Origin of the sequence: Methanobrevibacter sp. (assembly GCF_045611865.1) — an archaeon.
Lineage (GTDB): Archaea > Methanobacteriota > Methanobacteria > Methanobacteriales > Methanobacteriaceae > Methanocatella.
In genome coordinates, this window is record NZ_JAZKXX010000035.1 from 70,865 (window position 1) to 93,196 (window position 22,332).

25 protein-coding genes and 1 pseudogene are annotated in these 22,332 nt (G+C 31.8%); 12 read left to right on the forward strand and 14 right to left on the reverse strand.

Going from position 1 to position 22,332, the window contains the following annotated elements; translation table 11 throughout:
- Position 1: 1 nt before the first annotated feature.
- The 5 genes from ACKI32_RS03885 to ACKI32_RS03905 all read right to left on the reverse strand — a co-directional run bounded on the left by ACKI32_RS03885 (position 2) and on the right by ACKI32_RS03905 (position 4,610).
- Positions 2-1,222, reverse strand: coding sequence for a TIGR00300 family protein (locus tag ACKI32_RS03885; RefSeq protein WP_407413684.1), 1,221 nt, complete (start codon positions 1,220-1,222; stop codon positions 2-4).
- 132 nt (positions 1,223-1,354) lie between these two features.
- A complete protein-coding gene (locus ACKI32_RS03890) occupies positions 1,355-2,689 on the reverse strand; it encodes an NCS2 family permease (protein WP_407413685.1) in 1,335 nt (444 codons plus the stop codon).
- A 108-nt stretch (positions 2,690-2,797) separates the two neighbouring features.
- Positions 2,798-3,664: an agmatinase gene (gene speB / locus ACKI32_RS03895; RefSeq protein WP_407413687.1), complete on the reverse strand. Its 867-nt coding sequence runs from the start codon at positions 3,662-3,664 to the stop codon at positions 2,798-2,800.
- A gap of 35 nt (positions 3,665-3,699) precedes the next feature.
- Positions 3,700-4,095, reverse strand: coding sequence for a translation initiation factor IF-5A (locus tag ACKI32_RS03900; protein WP_407413689.1), 396 nt, complete (start codon positions 4,093-4,095; stop codon positions 3,700-3,702).
- Positions 4,096-4,256: 161 nt separating this feature from the next.
- Positions 4,257-4,610, reverse strand: coding sequence for a hypothetical protein (locus tag ACKI32_RS03905; RefSeq protein ID WP_407413691.1), 354 nt, complete (start codon positions 4,608-4,610; stop codon positions 4,257-4,259).
- An 82-nt stretch (positions 4,611-4,692) separates the two neighbouring features.
- On the opposite strand from ACKI32_RS03905, the gene ACKI32_RS03910 reads away from it, so the two are divergent.
- The 8 genes from ACKI32_RS03910 (at position 4,693) to ACKI32_RS03945 (ending at position 12,444) form a co-directional block, all read left to right on the forward strand.
- Positions 4,693-5,154, forward strand: a complete 462-nt coding sequence (locus tag ACKI32_RS03910; RefSeq protein ID WP_407413693.1) for a pyruvoyl-dependent arginine decarboxylase — start codon at positions 4,693-4,695, stop codon at positions 5,152-5,154.
- Positions 5,155-5,156: 2 nt separating this feature from the next.
- The gene (locus ACKI32_RS03915) at positions 5,157-7,016 is read left to right on the forward strand and encodes a bifunctional NADP phosphatase/NAD kinase (RefSeq protein WP_407413695.1); all 1,860 of its coding nucleotides are present in this window, start codon (positions 5,157-5,159) and stop codon (positions 7,014-7,016) included.
- Entirely contained in the window at positions 7,009-8,427 is a 1,419-nt protein-coding gene (cfbE, locus tag ACKI32_RS03920) for a coenzyme F430 synthase (protein ID WP_407413697.1), read from the forward strand. The genes ACKI32_RS03915 and cfbE overlap by 8 nt, the downstream gene beginning before the upstream one ends.
- Before the next feature lie 112 nt (positions 8,428-8,539).
- Positions 8,540-9,412 carry a hydroxymethylbilane synthase gene (hemC, locus tag ACKI32_RS03925; protein WP_407413699.1) on the forward strand — a complete coding sequence of 291 codons (873 nt, stop codon included), beginning with the start codon at positions 8,540-8,542 and terminating at the stop codon, positions 9,410-9,412.
- Between the two features lie 14 nt (positions 9,413-9,426).
- Entirely contained in the window at positions 9,427-10,380 is a 954-nt protein-coding gene (locus tag ACKI32_RS03930; protein WP_407413701.1) for a Gfo/Idh/MocA family oxidoreductase, read from the forward strand.
- Positions 10,381-10,393: 13 nt separating this feature from the next.
- The gene (locus tag ACKI32_RS03935; RefSeq protein ID WP_407413703.1) at positions 10,394-11,002 is read left to right on the forward strand and encodes an orotate phosphoribosyltransferase-like protein; all 609 of its coding nucleotides are present in this window, start codon (positions 10,394-10,396) and stop codon (positions 11,000-11,002) included.
- 98 nt (positions 11,003-11,100) lie between these two features.
- Complete coding sequence (locus tag ACKI32_RS03940; protein WP_407413705.1) at positions 11,101-11,493, forward strand: hypothetical protein; 393 nt, start codon at positions 11,101-11,103, stop codon at positions 11,491-11,493.
- Between the two features lie 9 nt (positions 11,494-11,502).
- Positions 11,503-12,444, forward strand: a complete 942-nt coding sequence (locus tag ACKI32_RS03945; RefSeq protein WP_407413707.1) for an ARPP-1 family domain-containing protein — start codon at positions 11,503-11,505, stop codon at positions 12,442-12,444.
- Positions 12,445-12,461: 17 nt separating this feature from the next.
- On the opposite strand, the gene ACKI32_RS03950 is transcribed toward ACKI32_RS03945, so the two are convergent.
- Together ACKI32_RS03950 and mtrA are read right to left on the reverse strand one after the other, a co-directional pair.
- Entirely contained in the window at positions 12,462-12,803 is a 342-nt protein-coding gene (locus tag ACKI32_RS03950; protein ID WP_407413709.1) for a hypothetical protein, read from the reverse strand.
- A gap of 220 nt (positions 12,804-13,023) precedes the next feature.
- Positions 13,024-13,539: pseudogene (mtrA, locus tag ACKI32_RS03955) on the reverse strand (tetrahydromethanopterin S-methyltransferase subunit A); the annotation flags it as partial.
- 118 nt (positions 13,540-13,657) lie between these two features.
- Between mtrA and ACKI32_RS03960 the strand changes: the two are divergent.
- The gene (locus ACKI32_RS03960) at positions 13,658-14,182 is read left to right on the forward strand and encodes a phosphatase PAP2 family protein (RefSeq protein ID WP_407413710.1); all 525 of its coding nucleotides are present in this window, start codon (positions 13,658-13,660) and stop codon (positions 14,180-14,182) included.
- Here the strand turns inward: ACKI32_RS03960 and ACKI32_RS03965 are convergent.
- Both ACKI32_RS03965 and ACKI32_RS03970 read right to left on the reverse strand, forming a co-directional pair.
- Positions 14,171-14,461, reverse strand: a complete 291-nt coding sequence (locus ACKI32_RS03965; protein ID WP_407413712.1) for a hypothetical protein — start codon at positions 14,459-14,461, stop codon at positions 14,171-14,173. The genes ACKI32_RS03960 and ACKI32_RS03965 overlap by 12 nt on opposite strands.
- Before the next feature lie 97 nt (positions 14,462-14,558).
- Positions 14,559-15,077 carry a nitroreductase family protein gene (locus ACKI32_RS03970; RefSeq protein ID WP_407413714.1) on the reverse strand — a complete coding sequence of 173 codons (519 nt, stop codon included), beginning with the start codon at positions 15,075-15,077 and terminating at the stop codon, positions 14,559-14,561.
- 297 nt (positions 15,078-15,374) lie between these two features.
- On the opposite strand from ACKI32_RS03970, the gene ACKI32_RS03975 reads away from it, so the two are divergent.
- The 3 genes from ACKI32_RS03975 to ACKI32_RS03985 all read left to right on the forward strand — a co-directional run bounded on the left by ACKI32_RS03975 (position 15,375) and on the right by ACKI32_RS03985 (position 17,575).
- Positions 15,375-16,139: an EFR1 family ferrodoxin gene (locus ACKI32_RS03975; RefSeq protein ID WP_407413716.1), complete on the forward strand. Its 765-nt coding sequence runs from the start codon at positions 15,375-15,377 to the stop codon at positions 16,137-16,139.
- Positions 16,140-16,344: 205 nt separating this feature from the next.
- Positions 16,345-16,677 carry a hypothetical protein gene (locus ACKI32_RS03980; RefSeq protein ID WP_407413717.1) on the forward strand — a complete coding sequence of 111 codons (333 nt, stop codon included), beginning with the start codon at positions 16,345-16,347 and terminating at the stop codon, positions 16,675-16,677.
- 1 nt (position 16,678) lies between these two features.
- Positions 16,679-17,575, forward strand: a complete 897-nt coding sequence (locus ACKI32_RS03985; protein ID WP_407413718.1) for a tetratricopeptide repeat protein — start codon at positions 16,679-16,681, stop codon at positions 17,573-17,575.
- Positions 17,576-17,612: 37 nt separating this feature from the next.
- Here ACKI32_RS03985 and ACKI32_RS03990 read toward each other — a convergent pair whose 3' ends face one another.
- The 5 genes from ACKI32_RS03990 to gdhA all read right to left on the reverse strand — a co-directional run bounded on the left by ACKI32_RS03990 (position 17,613) and on the right by gdhA (position 22,295).
- On the reverse strand, positions 17,613-17,777 hold the full coding sequence (locus ACKI32_RS03990; protein ID WP_407413720.1) for a putative zinc-binding protein: 165 nt from the start codon (positions 17,775-17,777) through the stop codon (positions 17,613-17,615).
- Positions 17,778-17,816: 39 nt separating this feature from the next.
- Complete coding sequence (locus tag ACKI32_RS03995) at positions 17,817-18,215, reverse strand: PaaI family thioesterase (protein ID WP_407413722.1); 399 nt, start codon at positions 18,213-18,215, stop codon at positions 17,817-17,819.
- Between the two features lie 38 nt (positions 18,216-18,253).
- A complete protein-coding gene (locus tag ACKI32_RS04000) occupies positions 18,254-19,390 on the reverse strand; it encodes a TMEM175 family protein (protein WP_407413724.1) in 1,137 nt (378 codons plus the stop codon).
- Positions 19,391-19,579: 189 nt separating this feature from the next.
- The gene (locus ACKI32_RS04005) at positions 19,580-20,764 is read right to left on the reverse strand and encodes a coenzyme F420-0:L-glutamate ligase (RefSeq protein WP_407413726.1); all 1,185 of its coding nucleotides are present in this window, start codon (positions 20,762-20,764) and stop codon (positions 19,580-19,582) included.
- A gap of 196 nt (positions 20,765-20,960) precedes the next feature.
- Positions 20,961-22,295, reverse strand: coding sequence for an NADP-specific glutamate dehydrogenase (gdhA, locus tag ACKI32_RS04010; RefSeq protein ID WP_407413728.1), 1,335 nt, complete (start codon positions 22,293-22,295; stop codon positions 20,961-20,963).
- Between the last annotated feature and the right edge of the window lie 37 nt (positions 22,296-22,332).

The following is a 22,332-nucleotide window of genomic DNA, read 5'->3' on the forward strand; positions in this document are numbered from 1 at the left end:
ATTAGTCCTCCTGTAAAGCATTATAAAGAAGTGGTAAAAATGTACCAATATCTGTTACAATACCTACAACTTGAGCACTGCCCCTATCAGATAATTTAGTAACCGTGGATGGGTTGATATCTACACAAATACTTTTAACCCTTGAAGGAAGTAAGTTACCAGTTGCAATTGAATGGAGCATTGTTGCAATCATGATTACCATATCAACTTCCTGAGCATAATGTCTCATTAACTTTTGTGACTCTGCAGTATCAGTTATGACATCAGGAAGTGGCCCATCATCACGAATTGAACCTGCAAGAACATATGGAACATCATTTTTAATACACTCATACATGATTCCGCCAGTCAAAGTTCCATCTTCAACTGCATTTTTAATAGAACCCGAATTGTTAATTCTGTTAATTGCTCTCATGTGGTGAGTGTGACCATGAGCTACAATCTTTCCTGTTTCAACTTCAATACCTAAAGAAGTACCAAATAAATTAGATTCTATGTCATGAGTAGCCAAAGCATTACCTGCCATGATGACATCAATGTATCCTTCCCTAACCAAAGCAGCCAAGTATTTTCCTGAACCTGTGTGTACGATAGCCGGTCCTCCAACAATACCTATTTTTCCACCTTTAGCTTTAATTTCTTTCATTTCACGAGCAATACCATTAATTAAATTCATCAATGGCTTTTCAGAGGATACTTCGCTGTTCATGAACTCGAATACTTGTTGTTCATCTCTTGATCTGTGAGGTGGTGTAACCTTAACACCATCCAAACCAACCACTATTTTATCTCCAGCCTTAATTTCTGAGATTGGCTTTACAAAAGCTCTTTTTTCTTCTTCGTCGACTACAACCAAACAGTCCATTTCTATTTCTTCAACAGGAATCCAATTGCCTCCATAGAAAATGTGAGTAGTGTGATTAGATGATGAATAAAAACCTTCAGGAGCAACTTTATCTTTTGTTGATGCAACAAGATTAACTTCCTTAATATCATCGATGGATGCACCAAGAACTGACAATTCATCTAAAATAGACTCTAATAATTCGGGAGAATCTGCTGAAACTTCAATTTTTGCATGACTTACATCTGATTTTTTACGTCCAACATCAATTTCTAATATATCAAATTCTCCACCTTTGTCCATGATTATTCCCATTGTTTTAGTTAATGTCAATGAGTCAATAATATGGCCTGAAAGCTCAATTGTTCTTTTATTCATAATATTTTGCTCCAATAGTTAATATTATAAATATAGTTTTTGGTGATATTTAATGGTATTGAAAAAAGAGATATGGCCTTTGCTAAAAAACAAATCTAAAAAAATAAAAAAATTAAACTCACAAAAGCGAGTTTAAAGTCCGAAGAACAGATATATTACAAATACTATTACAAGTATCCACATACTCCAACTTAATTTTTCTTTTTGAGAAGCAATACTTGCGATTGCATAAACAATGAATCCCCAAGCGATACCTAGAGAGATAGAATATGTTAAAATCATCATAATAATTGTCATAAATACAGAAGCTGAAACAACTAAACTGTCCCATTGAACTTCTTTTAATTGAACAATCATTAAAATACCAACAATTACTAATGCAGCACAAGTTACAGGAGAAGTGAACAATGCTAAGATTAACGGAGTAAAGAATATTGACAGGAAGAACAAAATACCAGTAACAATAGCAGTTAAACCTGTTTTACCTCCAAGACCAATACCTGCTGCACTTTCCACATATGCAGTAACTGTACTTGTACCAAAGATTGCACCAACGATACCACCAACAGCATCAGCTAAAAATGCGTTTTCGATTCCAACAGCTTGACCTTCTTCATCAATAAAACCACATTGTCTACCTAATGCCATTAAAGTTCCTGTTGTATCAAAGAATGTAACAAATACAAGGGAGAACAGCATCATGATTAAGTTTGGAATATTAGTAAATAACTGTCCAAATCCACGGGCAAATCCTAAGAATAAAGATACATCAAAATCAGCAGAGATTAATTGTGCCGGAATTGTCGGCATTAATGGGTCTCCTACACCATATCCCAATACGGTAAATATTACTCCAATAATAGCTGTGATAACTAATCCAACAAATACTGCAGCAGGGAATTCTCTTACATACAATACCAATGTAATTACAACACCAATTAATGCAAGAAGAGCTGGGGCAGCAATAAGGTTACCCATGGTAACGAAAGTTGATGGACCAGCTACAATGACTCCAGCTCCTTTAAGACCAAGGAATGCCAAGAAGAATCCGATAGCCGCACCAATACCTAGTTTCAAATCAAGAGGAATCATGTTTAAAATAGCTTCCCTTAAACCAGAAACAGTGATTATTAAAAAGATTATGCTTGAAATGAATACTGCTGCAAGTGCAGTTTCCCAAGTATTTCCCATTGTTAAAATAATAGTATATGTAAACAATGCATTCAGTCCCATACCCGGAGCTAATCCGACTGGATACTTAGCAACTAGCCCCATAATTATACAAGCCACACCGGAAGCAACGGCTGTTGCAAATAATACTCCGGTAACAGGCATTCCACCATCTGATAAGATTACAGGGTTTACACCCAAAATGTAAGCCATAGCGAGAAATGTTGTAATACCTGCAATGATTTCGGTTTTAAAATCAGTCCCATTTTCCTTAAATTTGAAAAAATTATCCAACATATAACACATCATCAGAAAAAACATAAATTCCGATGAAAATATTTTTGTAAAAATAATATTATAATATTATCGAAATGATTTTGTAATGAAAAAATAAGATAACATGACTTAATCTATTAAAGTTAAAAAGTCATAAATGATTTTTGCCGCTGCAACTGCAGTATTATCTCCTAATCTATCACTTGCAGTTTCAACAACATCCAATCCAACAATATCCTTATGAGATAAGTTTTCAATGATGGTTTCAATTTCAGATATGAATAAACCTCCGGGTGTTGGATTTCCAACATTAGGTGCAATAGCAGGTTCCATTACATCCATATCAATTGAAATGTAAATAGGTCCTTCGATTGTTGTCAAGTAATATTCAATCGCATCCATGTGTTTATGTACATCCCTACTTTTGAATGTTTGAATGTTGTATGTTGATTTTACGAATTCTTCTTCATCACGGGATGATGATCTAATTCCAATCTGAACCAGGTCCAAACCAAGCTCATGGACTCTTCTCATCACTGTTGCATGAGAATATTTTTCTCCAACAAAGTCAAATGCAAGGTCTCTGTGAGCATCAAGATGCACGACTGTTAATTTTTCATACTTTTCGGATAATGCTTTTATAGCACCGATTGATGCTGAATGTTCACCACCAATAATTATTGGTTTAATATCCAAATTGATAAGTTCGTTGACTGTGTCCTCGACAATTTTACAAGTTTTTTCACAGTTTCCCGGAACGACATTGACGTCTCCGAAATCATAAAAAGTAGTTGATAAATCTTTATTAAAAATAGTATTGTACTTTTCAAAACCAAATGAAGCTTCACGAACAACAATTGGTCCTAAACGTGACCCTGAGTGGTAAGAAGTAGTACTATCAAATGGAACTCCAATTATTCCAAATGAATTTTCTTTTATATTCACAATTTCTTGAGAAAATGCAAATTTCCATGGTTCATAAGTATTTAAAAGCATAATTAATCTTTAAAAAGGAAAATAAATAAGAGAACTTATGATCCTCTAGTTCTCATTATTTTCATGTTTCCTAAAGCAACAATGTATTCAACCTCAATACCTTCAACGATTGCGTCTTTTAAGTCTTCAGGCATTGGTAAGTCAATGGTATCATAGTTTTCCATATCCATAATTTGAACATTATCACCTTGGATAGAAATAACTTGTCCTAATCTTTTATCAATGATAGGGATATCTACTTTGTTATCTACAGGTTTAACAAGACTTCTTTTTTGGTTATCAAATACACCAACAGCTTCAATTCTTGCTTTAGCTGCTCCGTGTTTACCTGGAGATGAAGTAGTATAACTAATAATTTTACAAGCTTCTCCGCCTAAAACAATATATTTTCCAACTTTTAATGTTTTAATTTCTACAACTTTTGTTGACATTAATTTTCCTCCATTTTAAATAAAAACCGGTTTTTAATCTGATAATATAGGATTATTATTAGATTAATATAAACTATCTTTCCCATTTTATATAAAGTATTCGTTAATTTGACATATTTTAACAATGACAAAAAATTTTTCTAAAAAAGGTTTGGTTGAAACTAGATTAATCCATTATTGAATGAGTATAACCACAATGAGACAGCGGCTAAAACCAAAATGACAATAACCCAAACAACAATAAATATTTTCTTTGAATCCATTTCCCCTTTAGTAATATAACTTTCGCCAGGCTTATCGCTGGAATGCTTTTTATTGTTTTTATAGAAATCATCATTTCTCAAATAATTATAGAACATTCGAGTGATGAAATAGAATACTACAACAAATACAAGACCAATATATGGAATTGAGCCTCCATTAAAAAACACTACAGTAATTGACGAGATTATGAGCATCAACAACATGAAAAAGCATAGTGATAAAATTATTGATAACGGTTTATTTAAAATCATTAGGTACACCTAAATTTATTTATCGCCTCCTCGTTTAAATATCTTTTTAAAATATAAATTACAAATCTAAACTTGTGATAAAATGAGAATAGCTATTGTATCTGGAAAAGATGAAGGGCCAACAAAATTGAATGCTTTTGATAATGCTCTAACAGATGCCGGAATTGGAGATGTTAATCTAATAAAAGTATCCAGTATGCTTGCAGGAAATACCAAAGTTCAAAAATTGCCAAAACTTAAAGCAGGAGCTATGGTAAACTGTGTCTTGTCAACAATTACATCAAACAACCCAGGTGATGAAATAAGTGCAGTTGTTGCAGTAGCTATTGGAGAAAAACTAGGTTGCGTTATTGAAATAACCGGAATTAATAAAGATAAAGATGAATTGATAGATGAAGCCAAAATGATGGTTAAATACATGATGGACAAACGTGGAGTTGAAATAAAAGAGTTAATCATTGAACAATCCACAACAACTGTAGAAAATATTGCATCAGTTGTTGCATCGGTAGTTTATTTAAATGAAGACATAATTGAGGAATAAAAATGGACGCTAAAACAAAACAAATAGCTACTGATTTATCTTATGAAATCATAAGAGAAGTCGGAAGAGCAATCAGACCATACGTGGGAAAAGAAGAGTCTGGTGAAAAAGTTAAAATGGGTGCCGATGGAACTCCAACTTCATTAATTGATGTAATAGCTGAAGACAAAATAATCAATATTTTAAAAAATGCACCAGTATTATCCTACATTGTAAGTGAAGAAATTGGTGAATTAAAATTAGGTAAAGGTACTAAAAGAAGTGTTGTTTTAACACAAGAATTGAGACGTGATGATTTAAAGGACGATGAAATTCCAAGTTTTATATTCTTAATTGATCCTGTTGATGGAACAAACAATGCAATTAAAGAAATTCCTGCATTTGGAATATCCATAGCAGTTGCTGAAGTAAACCAAGGACGTCTTGCAACATTAAATGATGTGGAACTTGGTTTTATAAGCAATTTTGCAAATGGTAACTTCTTTGAAGCTGAAAAAGGAAAGGGATGTTGGCTAAATAATGAAGAAGTGCAACCTAGTGACGTCATTAACATTAGTGACATGACCCTTGGAGGATTTACCAAAAGTGGAACATCAGAAGCTTCAAAATTAGTTGACAATGCCCGCCGTATGAGAGTTCTTGGAAGTGTAGTATTAGAATTATCATATGTGGCAAGTGGAAGATATGATGCCTTTTTGGACCTAAGAGGAAGTAGAATACTAGATATTGCAGCCTCAAAATTAATTTTAGAAGAAGCAGGATGTATCATAACCAACAAATATGGTCAAAAACTTAACAATAATTTAAGCATTTATGAAAAAACAATCGTAGTTGCCGCAAATAATAAGATACTCCACAAACAAATGATTGATATTTTAAATGATAATCAGACTGACTTTATTGGAAAAATCGGCCTAATTTCAAGAATAGACCAAACAAGACCAATACTATTTTCTGCAAAAATAATTGATTATCTTTTAACCAATGGAAGAGAAGTGGAAATCGAAAGAAGACTAGCCCATAAATTAACTGAACTAAAAGAAAATCCTGATTTAGACAATATCATCAAAAAAGTAAAAGAAAATCATCCCGAAATTGCAGATTCACTGAACAATATTAACTTTAACATTGATTATAACCAACTCGCCCAAAATATTTTTGACTTTGATTGTGATATGGCGGTTATTCTTGGAGGAGACGGAACACTTCTCCGAGCACAGGCCAAAATGAAACCTGAAATCCCAATTTTCGGAATAAATATGGGAACTGTCGGATTTTTAACAGAAATTGAGGCAGCACATACCTTTGAAGCATTAAATGATATTCTCAGTGGGGATTATTATAAAGAAAAAAGAACCAGACTTGTTGTTTCACACGAAAATCACAACTTCACTGCAATGAATGAAGTAGTTGTAATGACTGACAAGCCCGCAAAGATGCTTCACTTTGAAATACAAGTAGACGGAGAAATAATTGAAGAAGTAAGAGCAGACGGATTAATTGTTTCAACTCCAAGTGGTTCAACAGCTTATGCAATGTCTGCAGGCGGACCAATAGTTGATCCTAAGGTTGGAGGATTTGTCATTATACCAATTTGTCCTTATAAACTTGGAGTAAGACCTTTTGTAGTATCCGACAACAGTGAAATTACTGTTAAATTACTTAAGAAAGGTAAAACTGCAGTATTCGTAATGGACGGGCAAATTAATGAAGAAGCAGAATATGAAGAAGAAATCAAGTTTAAAAAGTCCGATGAAGATGCGTACTTCATAAGGACTTCCACCAAATATTTCTATGAAAAAGTTAAAGACAAATTGAATAAAGGTGGAATCGACAATACCCCTCGGTGCAACAATGAATAATCTTGTAATTGACCTAACACATGGTGGAGTAAAAATAGCTATTAGTTTAGCTAAAAAAGGAAAAAATGTCCTTGCATATGACCTTTATAATACACTAAAACCTATCGATAGTAGGATGTTAGCCATCTATAACATAGAAATCATCAAATTAGAAGATTTAACTGATTTTAAGGGAGATATGAATGTGATTTATCCCATCCATATGCCTTTAACCTTTAAAGAAATCAAATCATATAATCCTGATTTAAATTACACTTTTCAAAGCCATCACGAATCCGTTCGTGATATTTTAAGTGATTGGGGAGAAGATATTTTAAAAATTGAAGTTACGGGAGTTAAAGGAAAAACAACTTCTGTTTTCATGCTCAAAGAAATTTTAATTGAAGATAATCCATTAATTTTATCAAGTTTGGGTGCTTTATTATATGAAAACAATAAGGAAATTATCCTAAAAAAAGATATTTCTATTACACCCGCAAATATTAAAGAAACAATTGATTTGGCATATAAAATAGCAAATCCTGTTTGTAAAATTGCTGAAGGCATTGTTGAAAGTGAAAATTTAAGAAAGTATAACACAGCAATTTTTGAATCATCATTAGGTGCGAGTGGAATTGGTGATGTTGGACTCCTGTTAAATATTGCAGAAGATTATCCTATTGCTAAAGGCAAAAGTAGTGCATCTAAAGCTAAAAAGCAAGTATTTAACTGTAAATGCGTATGCATTCAAAAAGAAGCATTCGACAAGTATTATTCAGATATCAAACACGACAAGATCAATACCTTTTCGCTTACTGATGAATCCTCAAATCTATACATAAAAAATGTTAAATATGATTTAGACAAAACACATGCAGATATAGAGTATAATAATGTTAAAACAATCAATGGCAACGCCATTTCGGGAAAGTTGAGTTTAAAAAGCTTCGCACCAGGACCTCACCATGTAAGCAATCTTTTGGGAATTGTATTGACTTGTCTTAGTTTAGAAATTGACACCACCAAAATAATAAATGGAATCAAAAATTATAAAGGAATTCCGGGCAGAACAAATAAAAAAACGATTGAAAACTCAATAATTATTGAAGAAATCAATCCTGGGTTAAATACACAAGCCATAAAAGAATCCATAAACATGATTAATAATTTAGACGATTATTATATCTCCATTGGCGGAGATTATGGGATAACTTGTGAAGAAATTAATGAAGAAAAATTATCTGGCTTTTTAAATACATTAAATCATGATATTCTTTTAACTGGAGAAGTTGGAAAATCAATAGCTCCAAAACTAACTGTAGACACCAAATACTATGAAAATTATTCAGACATTTATGAGTTGGCTATAAAAAATAATAAAAATCTTCTTTTCATATTTCGTTCAGATTATAGGAAACTCAAACAGAGATAATTTTCTAAAAATTGAAACATTTAATATATATTAATTGCAAAAATTAAAAATGTAACAAAAGGTTACACTTTAAACTTTATATAATTAGATTTTAAAAACTTGGAGATAATAGATGATTGTAGGAACACGAGGTAGTCAATTAGCTTTAGTACAAACTAAACAAGTATGTGCTGATTTATCCAAAATTACTGGAGAAACTATTGATATCGAAATTATCAAGACCAAAGGGGATAAAATTACTACTTCCCAATTGTACAATATGGATTCTAAAGGATTATTTACTAAAGAATTAGATATTGCACTTTTAGATGAAGAGGTTGACTTTACAGTACATAGCTTTAAAGACTTGCCAACTGAATTGGATGAAGATTTAGAAATAATAGCTGTTCCAAAACGTGAATCTCCAAATGAAGTATTAATATCTTCAAAAAAATGGGCTGAATTAGGTCCAGGATCAAAGCTTGGAACCAGTAGCCTTAGAAGAGAAGCATTTTGTAATCTTTATGAAAAAGAATTTGAACTTAAACCTATAAGGGGAAATATCGAAACTAGGATTGATAAAGCTTTAAATACTGATTTAGATGCAACCATCATGGCTCAAGCAGGCATTAAAAGATTAAATCTAACAAAATACATCAAAGAAGTATTTCCACTTGATTATATCACACCACCTGCAGGCCAGGGTGCATTAGCTATTATCACTAGAAAAGATTATGATAAAAACGAAGTTATCAAAAATGCTTTAAATGATTATGTATCAATGCAAGAAGTATTTGCAGAAAAGAAAGTCTTAGAAGAGCTTGGTGTTGGTTGTCAATGGCCAATAGGCGCAATAGCTCAAATGAAAGACAAAGAATTTAATATTTATTCAATATTATTGACTAAAGAAGGAGAAATCCTTAAAGAGCAAAACGCGAAAGGTTCTATAAGGGATGCGGTTGAACTTGGCGGCCGTATAGGAAGACTTTTCGCGGATTATGTTTAAACGGAGGAATTAAATTGGAAACTATTAACGTAGGAGTTATTGGGGTAGGCGCAATGGGTGAAAACCACGTTCGTGTATACCACAAAATGGAAGAAGCGAATTTACTCGCTGTTAGTGATGTGAGCGAAAGAGCACTTAAAAAAATTGAAAAGAAATATGGTGCAAAAGGATATACTGACTATAATACGCTACTTGAAAACCCCGAAATAGAAGCTGTAAGTGTCTGTGTTCCAACTACATTCCACCATGCAGTAGTAATGGAAGCTATTAAACATAAAAAACATGTTTTAGTTGAAAAACCAATAGCATTCACATTAGAAGAAGCTGAAGAAATGATTGCTGCTGCAAAAGAAGCTGGAGTTATGCTTGCAACAGGACACGTTGAAAGATTCAACCCTGCGGTTCAAAAAGCTAAAGAACTTATTGAAGATGGAGTTATTGGAGATGTAGTATCTGCATTTGCAAAAAGAGTAGGACCTCTCCCACCAAGAATTAAAGACGTTGGTGTTTCAATTGATTTAGCTATTCACGATTTAGATATTATGAATTTTTTATTCGATGAAGAGGTCACCCAAGTTTATGGAGCAATGAACTCCAGTTTTGATGACAGCGAATTCGAAGACCATGCAGAAATAATGGTTAACTTTGATAATGAAACAACTGGAATTATTGAAGTAAATTGGTTAACACCATATAAAAGGAGAGAATTAGAACTTACCGGTACTGCAGGAATTATTTCCGTAGATTATATTAAACAAAGTATTGAAGTATACGGTAAATTTGCTCAAGATATACAAATTAAACATGAAGAACCACTTAAAGGAGAATTGAAATCATTCCTAAATGCAGTAGTAAATGAAATCGAACCTGAAATTACTGGTGAAGACGGACTTAAAGCTCTTAAAATGGTTATTGCCGCTAATAGATCTTCTAAAGAACATAAACCTATTAGTTTTGAGGAATTATAATTAAGGTGATAAAGTGAAACAAAAATTAATTAACAAAGCCCAAGAACTCAGACAACATGGATTTACCACTGGTGAAATTGCAGATGAACTTAATGTTAGTATGGATACCGCTAGATGGTTAACTCTTCAAAAAGCTGAAGAAAAGACTGAAGCTCCTGTTGACTTTGCTATTAACTGGAAAAGCATTGGTGGAAATTCAACCCGTTTAAGTTATGTTTCTGGGGCATTAAGCGATATGGCTTTATCCCATGGTGATGCCGATACTATTGTAGGCATTGCAGTTAGCGGAGTTCCATTTGCAACAGTTATGGCAGATTTTATTGAAGATATGACTGGACTTGATACTTCTTTAGCTATTTTCCACCCAAATAAACACAGAAAAGATGCGGATAATACTGAAGATGAAGGTACAATCAGTACCAACTTCGGAAGTGTTGAAGGTAAAAAAGTTGTCATTGTTGACGATGTTATTACCAGTGGGAAAACAGCTCGCGAAGTCATTCACACAGTAAAAGATTTAGGTGGAGACCCTACCTGTGTTACTGTATTAATCGATAAAGCAGGACTTTCCGAGATTGAAGGTGTTCCTGTTGAATCTTTAATTAAAGTTAGTAGATTATAAATCTACTTATATTTTTTTAACCACTTAACCACAACTTTTATATATGCAATGAAACAATTTTAAAATACTTACCCACATAATATGCACAAGGTGATATGATGTATATAACAATAATCGCATTCAATAAGTTCCATGGCTCCAAACCACTAGTTTTAGAAGGATTAGTAAAATTAGTTAAAGAACCAGACAATAAATACGATGCAGAAGCAATAGCCTGTGAAATGAGATATTTCGGAAAAATAGGTTATCTGGCAAACAGTACACAAACTGTAATCAAAGGATGCATGAGTGCTGGACGTGTTCTTGATAAAATTGATGATGGATACTTTGCTAAAATTAAATTTGTCACAGACCATGCTGCAATTGCTAAAATTTTAACACCTGATGAATTTATTAAAGAAATTGAAAATCAGGAAAGCGACATACATTATTTATGTGAAGACCCATCAGGCGTTGATTTAGAAAAAATTGAAAAAAACTTCATCAAGTAGGTGATGCTAATGATAATCAATAGTGACATAACATTTGATTATGAACTATTAACTGCCCAAGTCCACGAAAATATGGTAATAATTCCAATTAAAACCACTCCAAATTATAGATTAGACATAATAACACTTAAAAAAGCAATTGAACTAGGTCTTGGCGAAGTTAAAGAATGTGAACAGTCCACAGTTAACACATTAATTGTCAAGAATGATGCCATAACCCCACTAATATTAATTGATGGGGAGGAAGTAATTGGAGGAGATCAAAACCGTTTAGTCAACTCAACAATACTTGTTGCTCCTAAAAGCCAGATGAAAATTCCTGTAAGTTGTACCGAACGGGGCAGATGGGCTTATAAAAGTGAATTTAAAAATTCAGAATATATTGCAAATTATGAAACCCGCCGTGCCAAAATGAATGCCTCCAGATTAAACAGACCCGTGCAAAATACAGTCTGGTCCTCAATTGACAGTCTTGAGACTGTAAACGAATTTTGTTCACCGACAAGTGCAATGTCAGAAAGTTATGATAATCTAAAAATAGACCACAACGAATTCATAAAAGCGTTTTCTATCGAAGATAATCAGAATGGTGTTGTGATAATAATAAATGGAGAAATTAAAGGATTCGAATTATTTTTAAATTCAGAAATATACAAAGAATTTCATGAAAAAATCCTGAAAAGTTATTTGATTGATGCAAAAAATGAAAATACTACCTTTTCAATCAACATCGATGAAGTTAAATTAGTGCTTGATAAAGCGATTGCTTCAAATTTCGAAAAAAAGAAAAGTGAGGGTCTTGAAGAAGTGTATGAATTTGAAAATGAATCTGGATTTGGAAAATTATACTCCTATGACCAAGAAATTATTCATTGGTCTTACTTTAAACAAATTGAAGAAAATTCATTTAATGAATCAGAAGAAGATGTAGAGTTAGTGCCTGATGTCTAACTTCACATCTAACTAACTCATTGATAAAGAGCAGAAACATCATCAACTACTCGAGATTCAGTAATAAATTCTGTAGAATCCTGTTTTTCATTAGAAACCCCGCCAATTACCCCAATACTTTGAATTGTATCTTTTAGTAGGGTCATTGATATTACTCCAAGCCCTTCCTGAGACAATACAAACAAATCCAAAAACATTTCATCTTCTCCAACAATGAATGCTGGTTCGATTACATCAGCGGATTTTGTTTGAACTTTAATTAAAATATTTTTTATTTCACTTTCACCATCAATTCCAATTTCATCTCTAATATTCTTATCTAAATTTTTAACTTTTTCGCTCCAATTTATCGAATTCATATCAATTACCTCTTAATTTAGGCTTAAAATATAATCCCATATAATTCTCTCGATAAAATAGCATATAATTGTATTTTAACTGCAAAAAAGTGTAAAATCACAAATGCACAATGGGTTATGATAGTCTAAAAACAGCATTTAAATAAAAAAAAAAGTGTTTAAGAAAACTGAATTAATCTTCAGCTTTCTCTTTTTTATCCTTTTTGTTAACAAGGACTAATTTTTCATTTTCTTCGTCAACTTCCATTACGATAGGTTCGTCTTCAACAGCACCCGGATCTTTTTCCACACATTCATTAATTTTAGCTTGAATTGTCCCAATGTCTTCAGTATCGATTAAATCCACAATTTCTAACTGGTTTTGGAATCTTTCAATACCCTCGAGAGGAACATTTTCAACAAATGGAATAGCTCCGGTTGCTCCAGTAATTTTCTTTTTGTCAGGGTCTGCTCCGTTTTCATATAATGCTTTGATACTTTGACCTGTGATGTGGCCTTGTACTTCCGCACCCGTAATGATTAGAAAACGGATGTTAGGGTTTGAAATAATATTTGCAACTACTTTTTCTATTCCTAAGTTTTCTGTTTTACATGGACCTGCGATTGCTGCCCCAGATAATTCTCCTTCAATGTGAGAAGCAAGTGTGGTTACTGCAACAGGGCTTTCAGGATCACCCACTACATAATCCCCACTAATAACCGGCCAACCATCTGCAGGAGCTTTTTTATCAGCCATTATAAATCCTCCAAATATTCAGTTAAATATGACTATATATTAAAGTATATTTAAATATTATGCAAGTTAATTTGTGCAACTATCACATTTATAACTCCCAATTTGCAAAATAATACCCATGAACATTAATGTAGCACTTTTTTATTTTATTAACAGAGGGCTTGAAAATCCATTTTTTGATTTAATACTTCCACAATTCACCAATATTGGAGGATTTGTAGGAGTATTTGTGCTATGTACATTATCAATTATCATTTTCAAATATTATAACAAAGAAAAATACTTAAAGATAGCAAAATCATGTTTGTATGCTCTTTTAATCTCTGCAGCCATTGCATTGTGCCTTAAATTAGCCATTGTTGAAAAAAGGCCTTTTGAAGTTTTAAGTAATGTTCATCAACTTGTTATACCATCAGAACCCAATTCATTTCCTTCCGGACATTGCTCATCAACATTTAGCGTAATAACAATATTAATCCACGACCTGTGGGAAAACAAGGCTATTGTAATTCTTTTAGCAATTTTTTGTGTGTTAATTGCATTTTCAAGAGTATACTGTGGAGTTCACTACCCGTCAGATGTGGTGGTTGGAGCGATGGTTGGAATTTTAAGTGGAATATTAGTCTTGAAGTTAAAAATATAACTCTGATGGATGACCAATATATTCAAAATCATCTTTATTTTTTAAATATTTAACACCGATGACTTTTCCATCAGGAAATTTTGTTACAACACTCATCCCATCATTGATATCAATAACTATTACTTTTGTGTTTTTCTCACCTTTAGTTTCAATTTTAATTATATCATCATTCTGGATTAATTCGCCATCTTCAAATTCGTTACTTACATCTGTGGAAAACCAATGTTGTGGTAACTTAACCCTTAATCCTAAACCATCTAATAAATCTTTTACATGCATCTTTATAATCTCCTTAAAAATATTTTTAATATCTACATGAAATTATATAAAAAAAGAATATTTAAAGATATTGTAACTTTTCAAGGGTGAAAAGTAACTAAACTAAAAAATGAATTTTATTTTTATCAATATCTTCCAGAGTATGAGGCTTAGGAATGTCATCAGAATGGCCCAAAGCGAGAATGCCTACAATCCTGTAATGATCATCAATCTTTAAAATATCCCTAACAACGTCTTCAGAATCCTGGCCGTCTTTACTTCTAAGACGTATCTGAACCCAGCAACTTCCCAAGTCAAGCTCAGTAGCCATTAAATGCATGTGAGTTAAAGCAATAGATGAATCCTCACACCAAGTATCGGCCACCAAAGTATCTGCAACTACAACTATGGCTTTATCCGCCCCTTTAATTAAATCCGCCCCATGGTCTTTAGCTTGAGACAATTTATTTAAGATTTCTTTTCTTTCAACAACCATAAAATTACATGGTTTTCTATTCATACTAGTAGGAGCTAGAAGCGCTGCTTGTAAGATTTTATCAAGCTCATCTTTAGTGATTTTTTCATCATTAAATTTTCTTGTACTTCTTCTTTTAAGCATTAAATCAGTTAATGTCATGAATAAAAATTAGAGTTTTTTAATAGATATAAGTTTTGAAGATGATTGTTGAGTATTAAAATGGTAATCTATAAAAAAAATTCGAAGCTACGGCAGTGCAACTTCGAATTTGAAAATTTTTCACGACTTGTTAATCAGTCATTCATATTTTTATTTTCATAGAATATAAATTAATTGGTTTGAAAAAAATTACCTCTAATAAAAAAAGCCCAAACATCCTAATTAAACTTCAAAGTAACTAATTTATCACCAAAACTTTAAATACAGAATCAAATAATGCTATTTCAAGGTGATAGAATGTTAAACTTTGAAAAACTATCTAAAGTATATTTTAGTCCTTCTGGAACTACAGAAAAAATCGTGAACGAAGTTGCAAAGAATTTTAACATGAATAGAGAAAACTATGATTTGTTAAGTTTTGATAGTGAAAAAAACTTTAATAACGAATTAGTAATTTTTGGAATTCCTGTTTTTGATGGTAGAATTCCAAAATTAGCATGCGAAAGACTTTCAAAAATGAAAGGAAATAATACCAAAGCTATTGTAATATTGAATTATGGAAATATGGACTATGGTGATGCATTACTTGAACTTACCGAACTTTTAAAAGAAAATAATTTCCAAATTGTTGGTGTAGCAACAACCGTTAGTCAAAATTCATTATTTAATCAAATAGGTCATAACCGTCCTGATGAAAGGGACCTTGAAAAAATCAATGAATTCTCACAAAAAATTGTTGAAAAACTTAAAAACAACAAAGAAAACGAAATTTTTGTAAGTGGATACAAACCATATTCCTCCTATAAAACACCAAAATTTTCAGTTAGTTGTGATAAAAATTTCTGCGTTGAATGCCTTGATTGTGTATACACCTGTCCTGAAGAAGCTATTATGGAAAATACTCCAACAATGACAAATCTTGATGATTGTACCCGTTGCAGCACTTGTATTAATGTTTGCTCAGAAGGCGCCAGATCATTTACAGGTGATGCATATACTCATGAAATGGAAAATGCTGTTGAAAATTTCCTTGAGCGAAAAGAAGCGGAATTTTACCTCTAAAACTCCAACACTAGTGAAAAATCATCACTAGTGCCATTATTTTTTTTCTTATTTTTACACCAAAACAATACTAATTTTTCCATGTTAAATTTATAATAGCTTATAATATAATATAACCTTATAAAATTGTTTTATATTAAAAATAGATAGTTTTAAAAATGATTAAAATAATAAAACTAAATTACAATAGAAATGAGGTTAAAATATGGAATTTAAAAACAAAATTGACAAGAACACATTATGTAAAAAAGATAATTTCTCAAGAAAGGACCATATAAAAGTCCATATACTTTTTAAAATAGCTGAAATCAACCAAAAGCTTAAAAAACAGGATAAAACCTACAAATACTATGAAAAAATAATTGAAATTTGTAATAAATATCCTAAAAATGAAAATATGATACTTTTCAAGATACAAACCCTTAAAAAATTAAATAGACCATACAAACGTTTAGAATGTATCGAAAATCTGTTAAAAATAAATCCCTACAATAAAACTGCACTTTTCATTATTGCTAACTCATACAAAGGTGAATAAGATGTTTCATAAAAATAAAATGGAGAAAATAGAAAAAAATGGGTTTAACTATCTGGAAAATGGCAAAATACTAAAAGCAAAAAGAGAATACATAAAAGGACTAGCCATAGACCCCAATAATGTGTTTATTCTCAATAATTTGGCACAAGTTTATAAAATGCTAAATGAAAAAGACAAATCAAAAGGATATTTAGAACGATTTGTTGAAGAATGCGACAGACAGTCCGTTGGAAATGATGAGCAAATATTAATCATGAAAATATATGCTCTAGCCGACCTTAAAAGAGATTCCCAGTTTAATGAAACAGTGAACCTTTTGGTTGAATTATATCCTGAAAATACCTTTGGTTTATATCAAAAATCCATGATTCTTGAAAAAGATAAAAAACCACAAGAAGCTCTTAAATACATCAACAAAATTTTAGAACTAGATGCGCATAATATTGTTGCACTACTTGCAAAAGGCAGAAATCTTGTAGAACTTAAAGAGTACGATAAAGCAGAAGAATGTTATAATTTAGTTTTTAAAATTGAACCTAAAAATAAGGCTGCAATAAATTTGAAAGCCAAATTATTTAAAACAAAAAATAATCAGGAAAACACTATTTGCGCACATGATTTGATGTTAAAAGGAGTAGAATTTTGGGAAAGAGAAGATTTAAAAAAAGCAGATAATTTCTTAAATAAAGCTTTAGAGATGGATTCCAGTTTTGATGAAATATGGTATTGTAGAGGAGAATTGTTTGTGAGAATGGGAAGAATTAATGATGCTATAAACTCATTTAATAAAGCGTTTGAAATAAATCCTGAAAGTGGAGGAATAGTTAAGAAAAAAGAATTTTATAAGATGCTTAATGCAATGAAAAAAGTAAACACAATTCTAGGTTATGAAAAATGACATCATAAATAATGATTCATTTCTTTAATTCTTTTAATTATATCTTTACACAGTTGTTTTTACAGCCATTAATAACCATTATCGGCTGTTTTTTAAGCATTGCATTATTAATACCATCTATATCGGCTGAAGTGGAACCCATACAAATAGAAATGACATTACGCTCCAACATCTCCAACTGCAACACGCCAAACCAATCCATTAGGACTCATCCCATTACACGGAGCCAATGCTACTTTTTTCATAATTTAAACCCTGTCCCAATAAACTGAGCAATATCTCTTCCACTATCATCAGACACATCAACATTAACAATAGAAGAAGTTCTACCACTTTTTCTACAAGTGGCCTTTGCTATTAATTTATTTCCTTTTGGAGCAGACAAATAATGAATATCAACTTGCTGTGCAACAGTTAACTGGTGGATTTGATTAGATAAAACTGCAAAAGCAAAATCGGCCAAGGTAAAAATTACTCCCCCCATTACACCACCATACGCATTTTTGTGATCATCTGTTACCTCTAAAGAGCAAATTGCTTCATTCTCAGTCAATTCATCTAAAGTGATGCCAATATTTACTGCAAATTTATCCTTGTAAAAGAACTCTCTTGCACTTTCTAATGTATCAAAATTAACCATATTTCACACCTAATAATAAGTTTTAGTTCACAAATTACTTAAAATTTATGAACAATGGGAATTAACCAAACTAAAATTATCGAAAGTAAACAGGATATGATAACTGCTGGAGGATAAAACAAGTACCCCAATATTATACCTATCCCTACAACAATAACAGTCGAAATTAAAGGAAGATGATTTTCTAAAGCCAATGCAAGAGCAACATTTCCTTTATCTACTTCTTTTAAAGCATTTGCAGATATTATGGATAATAATGCTACAATAATAAAATCAATTCCATAACATGCCTGAGCTACAAATGAATAAAAGTTTTGTGCTACAAAAATAGACAAATATGGAATCAGAGATAAAACAAACATTGATGCGGCGATAGACCACATAACCCTCCCATCAATTTTGTTTACAATAGAAAACAAATTATGATTATAGTTCCAATAATTAAAACAGACAATAAAACTAATTGCATAAGCAATGAATTCAAGTTTTAAGTCAAATAATGATTCCCAAGATCCATTTACGGCCATACCTATATCAAGAACAATGACCGTTAGAATAATAGCTACAATAGCATCAAATAATGCTTCAAATCGTTCGCTGCTTTCAATTTCAGATTTTGTCATGACAATCATCAAAAACCATAACAAAGTAGCAAAAACACATGAAATATAGATTCCTTGAGGATAAACAGTGTAAGTTACTAAAAATCCTATTAATATTAATAAAACAGGAACGTATCGCCTATAGTCTTTTAAATTGATTAATTTGAGTTTTTCATTATAAGGATTTGCACGAACAACCAAATAAGTTGATAATGTGTAAAATATATTTGTTACTAGAAATAACAAACCAAACATGGTTTCAGCAGCTATTGATGTTGGATGTAGAGAAACCCAACTTGCAAAGTAAGGAATTATCGATATTATAAATATTAAAATTCCATAAACAAACACAACGGCATTATCAATCTCATCAACAATTTGAAATAGATTGTGATCATTATACCAAGTGATGAAAATAATTAAAAAACATAATAGATATGTGATATACCTCATATTTAAACTTAAAATTGCATTTAAGGTTGCTTCAGAAGGTTGAGGTAATTTTAAAACTAAAACAGTAATAATGATTGCAAGAATTGCATCCATAAATGTTTCAAATCTATTCGTTTGCATATAAATAATGATTTAATTTTAATAATTAATAAGTTTTTAAAAATTTATCCAAATAGGAATTTTTAGAAAATATCCTTAAAGGTTAAAAAAATAGAAAAATAAACAAGGAAATCTATTAACCTAATGTGAACCACCCATCATAATGAGTAGCATCAGATTTTTTTGAAATCTCCCTGTAGAATATCAAACTTAGTCATTTGCTAAATTATCAAAGTATCCTTGGATAAATATAACTGGTGTTCCTTTATCTCCAGAACCACTGGTTAAATCACATAATGAACCAATCAAGTCAGTTAATACTCTTGGAGTTGTTCCTTCGGTAATCATTTGTCCAGTTAAATCTTTATCTTTGCTTCTAATTTCTTCCTTAATAGCTTCTTTTAATTCATCACCTTTCAAATCAGCGAATTTATTATCAGAAACATATTTTAGTTTAATTTCATTTGGATATCCTACCAATCCACTTGTGTGTGCTGGTGAAACAACAGGATCCGCCAATTCCCAAATTTTTCCAACAGGATCTTTAAATGCTCCATCCCCATAAACCATTACTTCAATTTGTTTACCAGTGAGGTCAATTAATCTTTTTTGTACTTCGTTGACTAACTTATCTCCTGTTTTTGGGAATAATTTTAATCTTTCTTCTGTTGCTTTGTTAGAACCAAGTAAACCATAATCTGGATTACAGCCAGAATCACCAATAGGCTCTGTTAATATCTGATGTAATCCGTACACATTCGCTCCTTTTTCTTTAAGTAATTTTGTGGTTTTTTCCCTTGTATGAATATCACAAGTTAAAACATCATTATTATAATCAAGAATTGTTTTTACATCATTAGAAAAGACAAATTCAACTTCACAGTCTTCACTTTCGATTAATTCCCTATAAAAATCAATCATATTGATTCCAGTAAATGGATGTAACCATGATCCAAAGGTTTCCTTGTATTCATCTTCAGAGATGACGCTTGCTAAATTATATTCACTTTTTTCTAGAATACCTTCATCTAAAATACCATTTCCAACTTCATCTGATGGGAAAGATGTTAAAAGAGTAATTTTATCCATTCCCCTTGCAATACCTTTCAAAATAATGGAAAATCTGTTTCTACTTAAAATAGGATTTGTTACTCCAATGTTTTTAGATGGGAATTTGTTTTGTACATCTTCGGCAACATCATCTACAGTCACATAATTTCCTTCTGAAATACCCACAACTGCTTCTGTAATTGCAACAATATCTTTATCTTTGAATTCAAATCCTTCACTTTCTTTTGCTTGCATTAATGAATCTACAACTATAGTTGCCAAATCATCATTTTCTTTAATAATTGGTGTTCTTATACCACGCACTACAGTACCAACACATCTCATTTTTTGAGCTCCTAATAATAAATGTTCATTGGAATAAGATTCCAACAACCTTATAATTTTATCTTTTTTAAATTATTTATACCTATAAGATTATTTTTTAGAATTTTTAAAATTATTATAAAAATCAAAATTAAAATGAATAAAAAGCATTATAACCCATTATTAGGTTAAAAAAAGAAAAAAAGACCAAGGAAATCTATACGATTCCTTGTGCGTTCATTGCATCAACTACTTTCTTAAATCCTGCAATGTTTGCTCCTGCAACATAGTTTTTATCCATGTCGTATTCAGCAGCAGCATCTGCAACATTTGCAAAGATAGTTTCCATAATAGTTTGAAGTCTACCGTCAACTTCTTCAAATGTCCAGGACAATCTTTCTGAGTTTTGTGACATTTCTAATGCAGAAGTTGCTACTCCACCAGCGTTGGATGCTTTACCTGGTGCGAATAATACACCATTTTCTTGTAAGTATTCAGTTGCTTCAATTGTGGTTGGCATGTTTGCTCCTTCAGCAACAGCTAAAATACCATTTTCAACTAAAGTTTTAGCATCTTCTAATTGTAATTCGTTTTGAGTAGCACATGGAAGAGCAATGTCTGCTTTAATAGTCCATACGCCTTTACCTTCGTGGTATTCAGCTGATGGCCTTGCTTCAGCATATGCAGTTAATCTTTCTCTTCTTACTTCTTTAATTTCTTTTAACAATTCTACATCGATTCCTTCTGGGTCGTAAATCCAACCAGTAGAATCGGAACAGGTTACAGGTTTACCACCTAATTGTTGTGCTTTTTCGATAGCATAAATTGCTACATTACCTGCACCAGAAACAAGAATGGTTTTTCCTGCAATATCAATATCATTTGCTTTTAACATTGCGTTAGTGAAGTATAATAATCCATATCCAGTAGCCTCAGTTCTTGCAAGGGAACCACCGAATGATAATCCTTTACCAGTTAATACTCCTTCGTATAACCCTCTGATTCTTTTGTATTGACCAAATAAGAATCCAATCTCACGACCACCTACCCCAATATCACCAGCAGGAACATCAGTATCAGCACCAATGTATTTGCATAATTCAGTCATGAAAGATTGACAGAATTTCATGATTTCTCTGTCAGATTTTCCTTTAGGATCAAAGTCAGATCCTCCTTTTCCTCCACCAATTGGAAGGCCGGTTAAGGAGTTTTTGAAAATTTGTTCGAAACCTAAGAATTTGATAATACCTACATTTACAGATGGGTGGAAACGTAATCCGCCTTTGTAAGGTCCAATTGCACTGTTGAATTGTACTCTGTATCCAGTGTTTACCTGTACTTGTCCGTTGTCATCAATCCATGGGACACGGAATTTTAATTGTCTTTCTGGATTGGTTAATCTTTCAAGAAGTGCATTTCTTTTGTATTCTTCTTCATTTTCTTCAATTACAACCCTTAAAGATTCCAATACTTCGCGTACAGCTTGGTGGAATTCAGGTTCTGAAGGGTTTTGTTCTATAATAGTTTCAATTACATCATCTACGTATGACAAAAATATTCCTCCAAATAAAATTTAGATTTATATCATT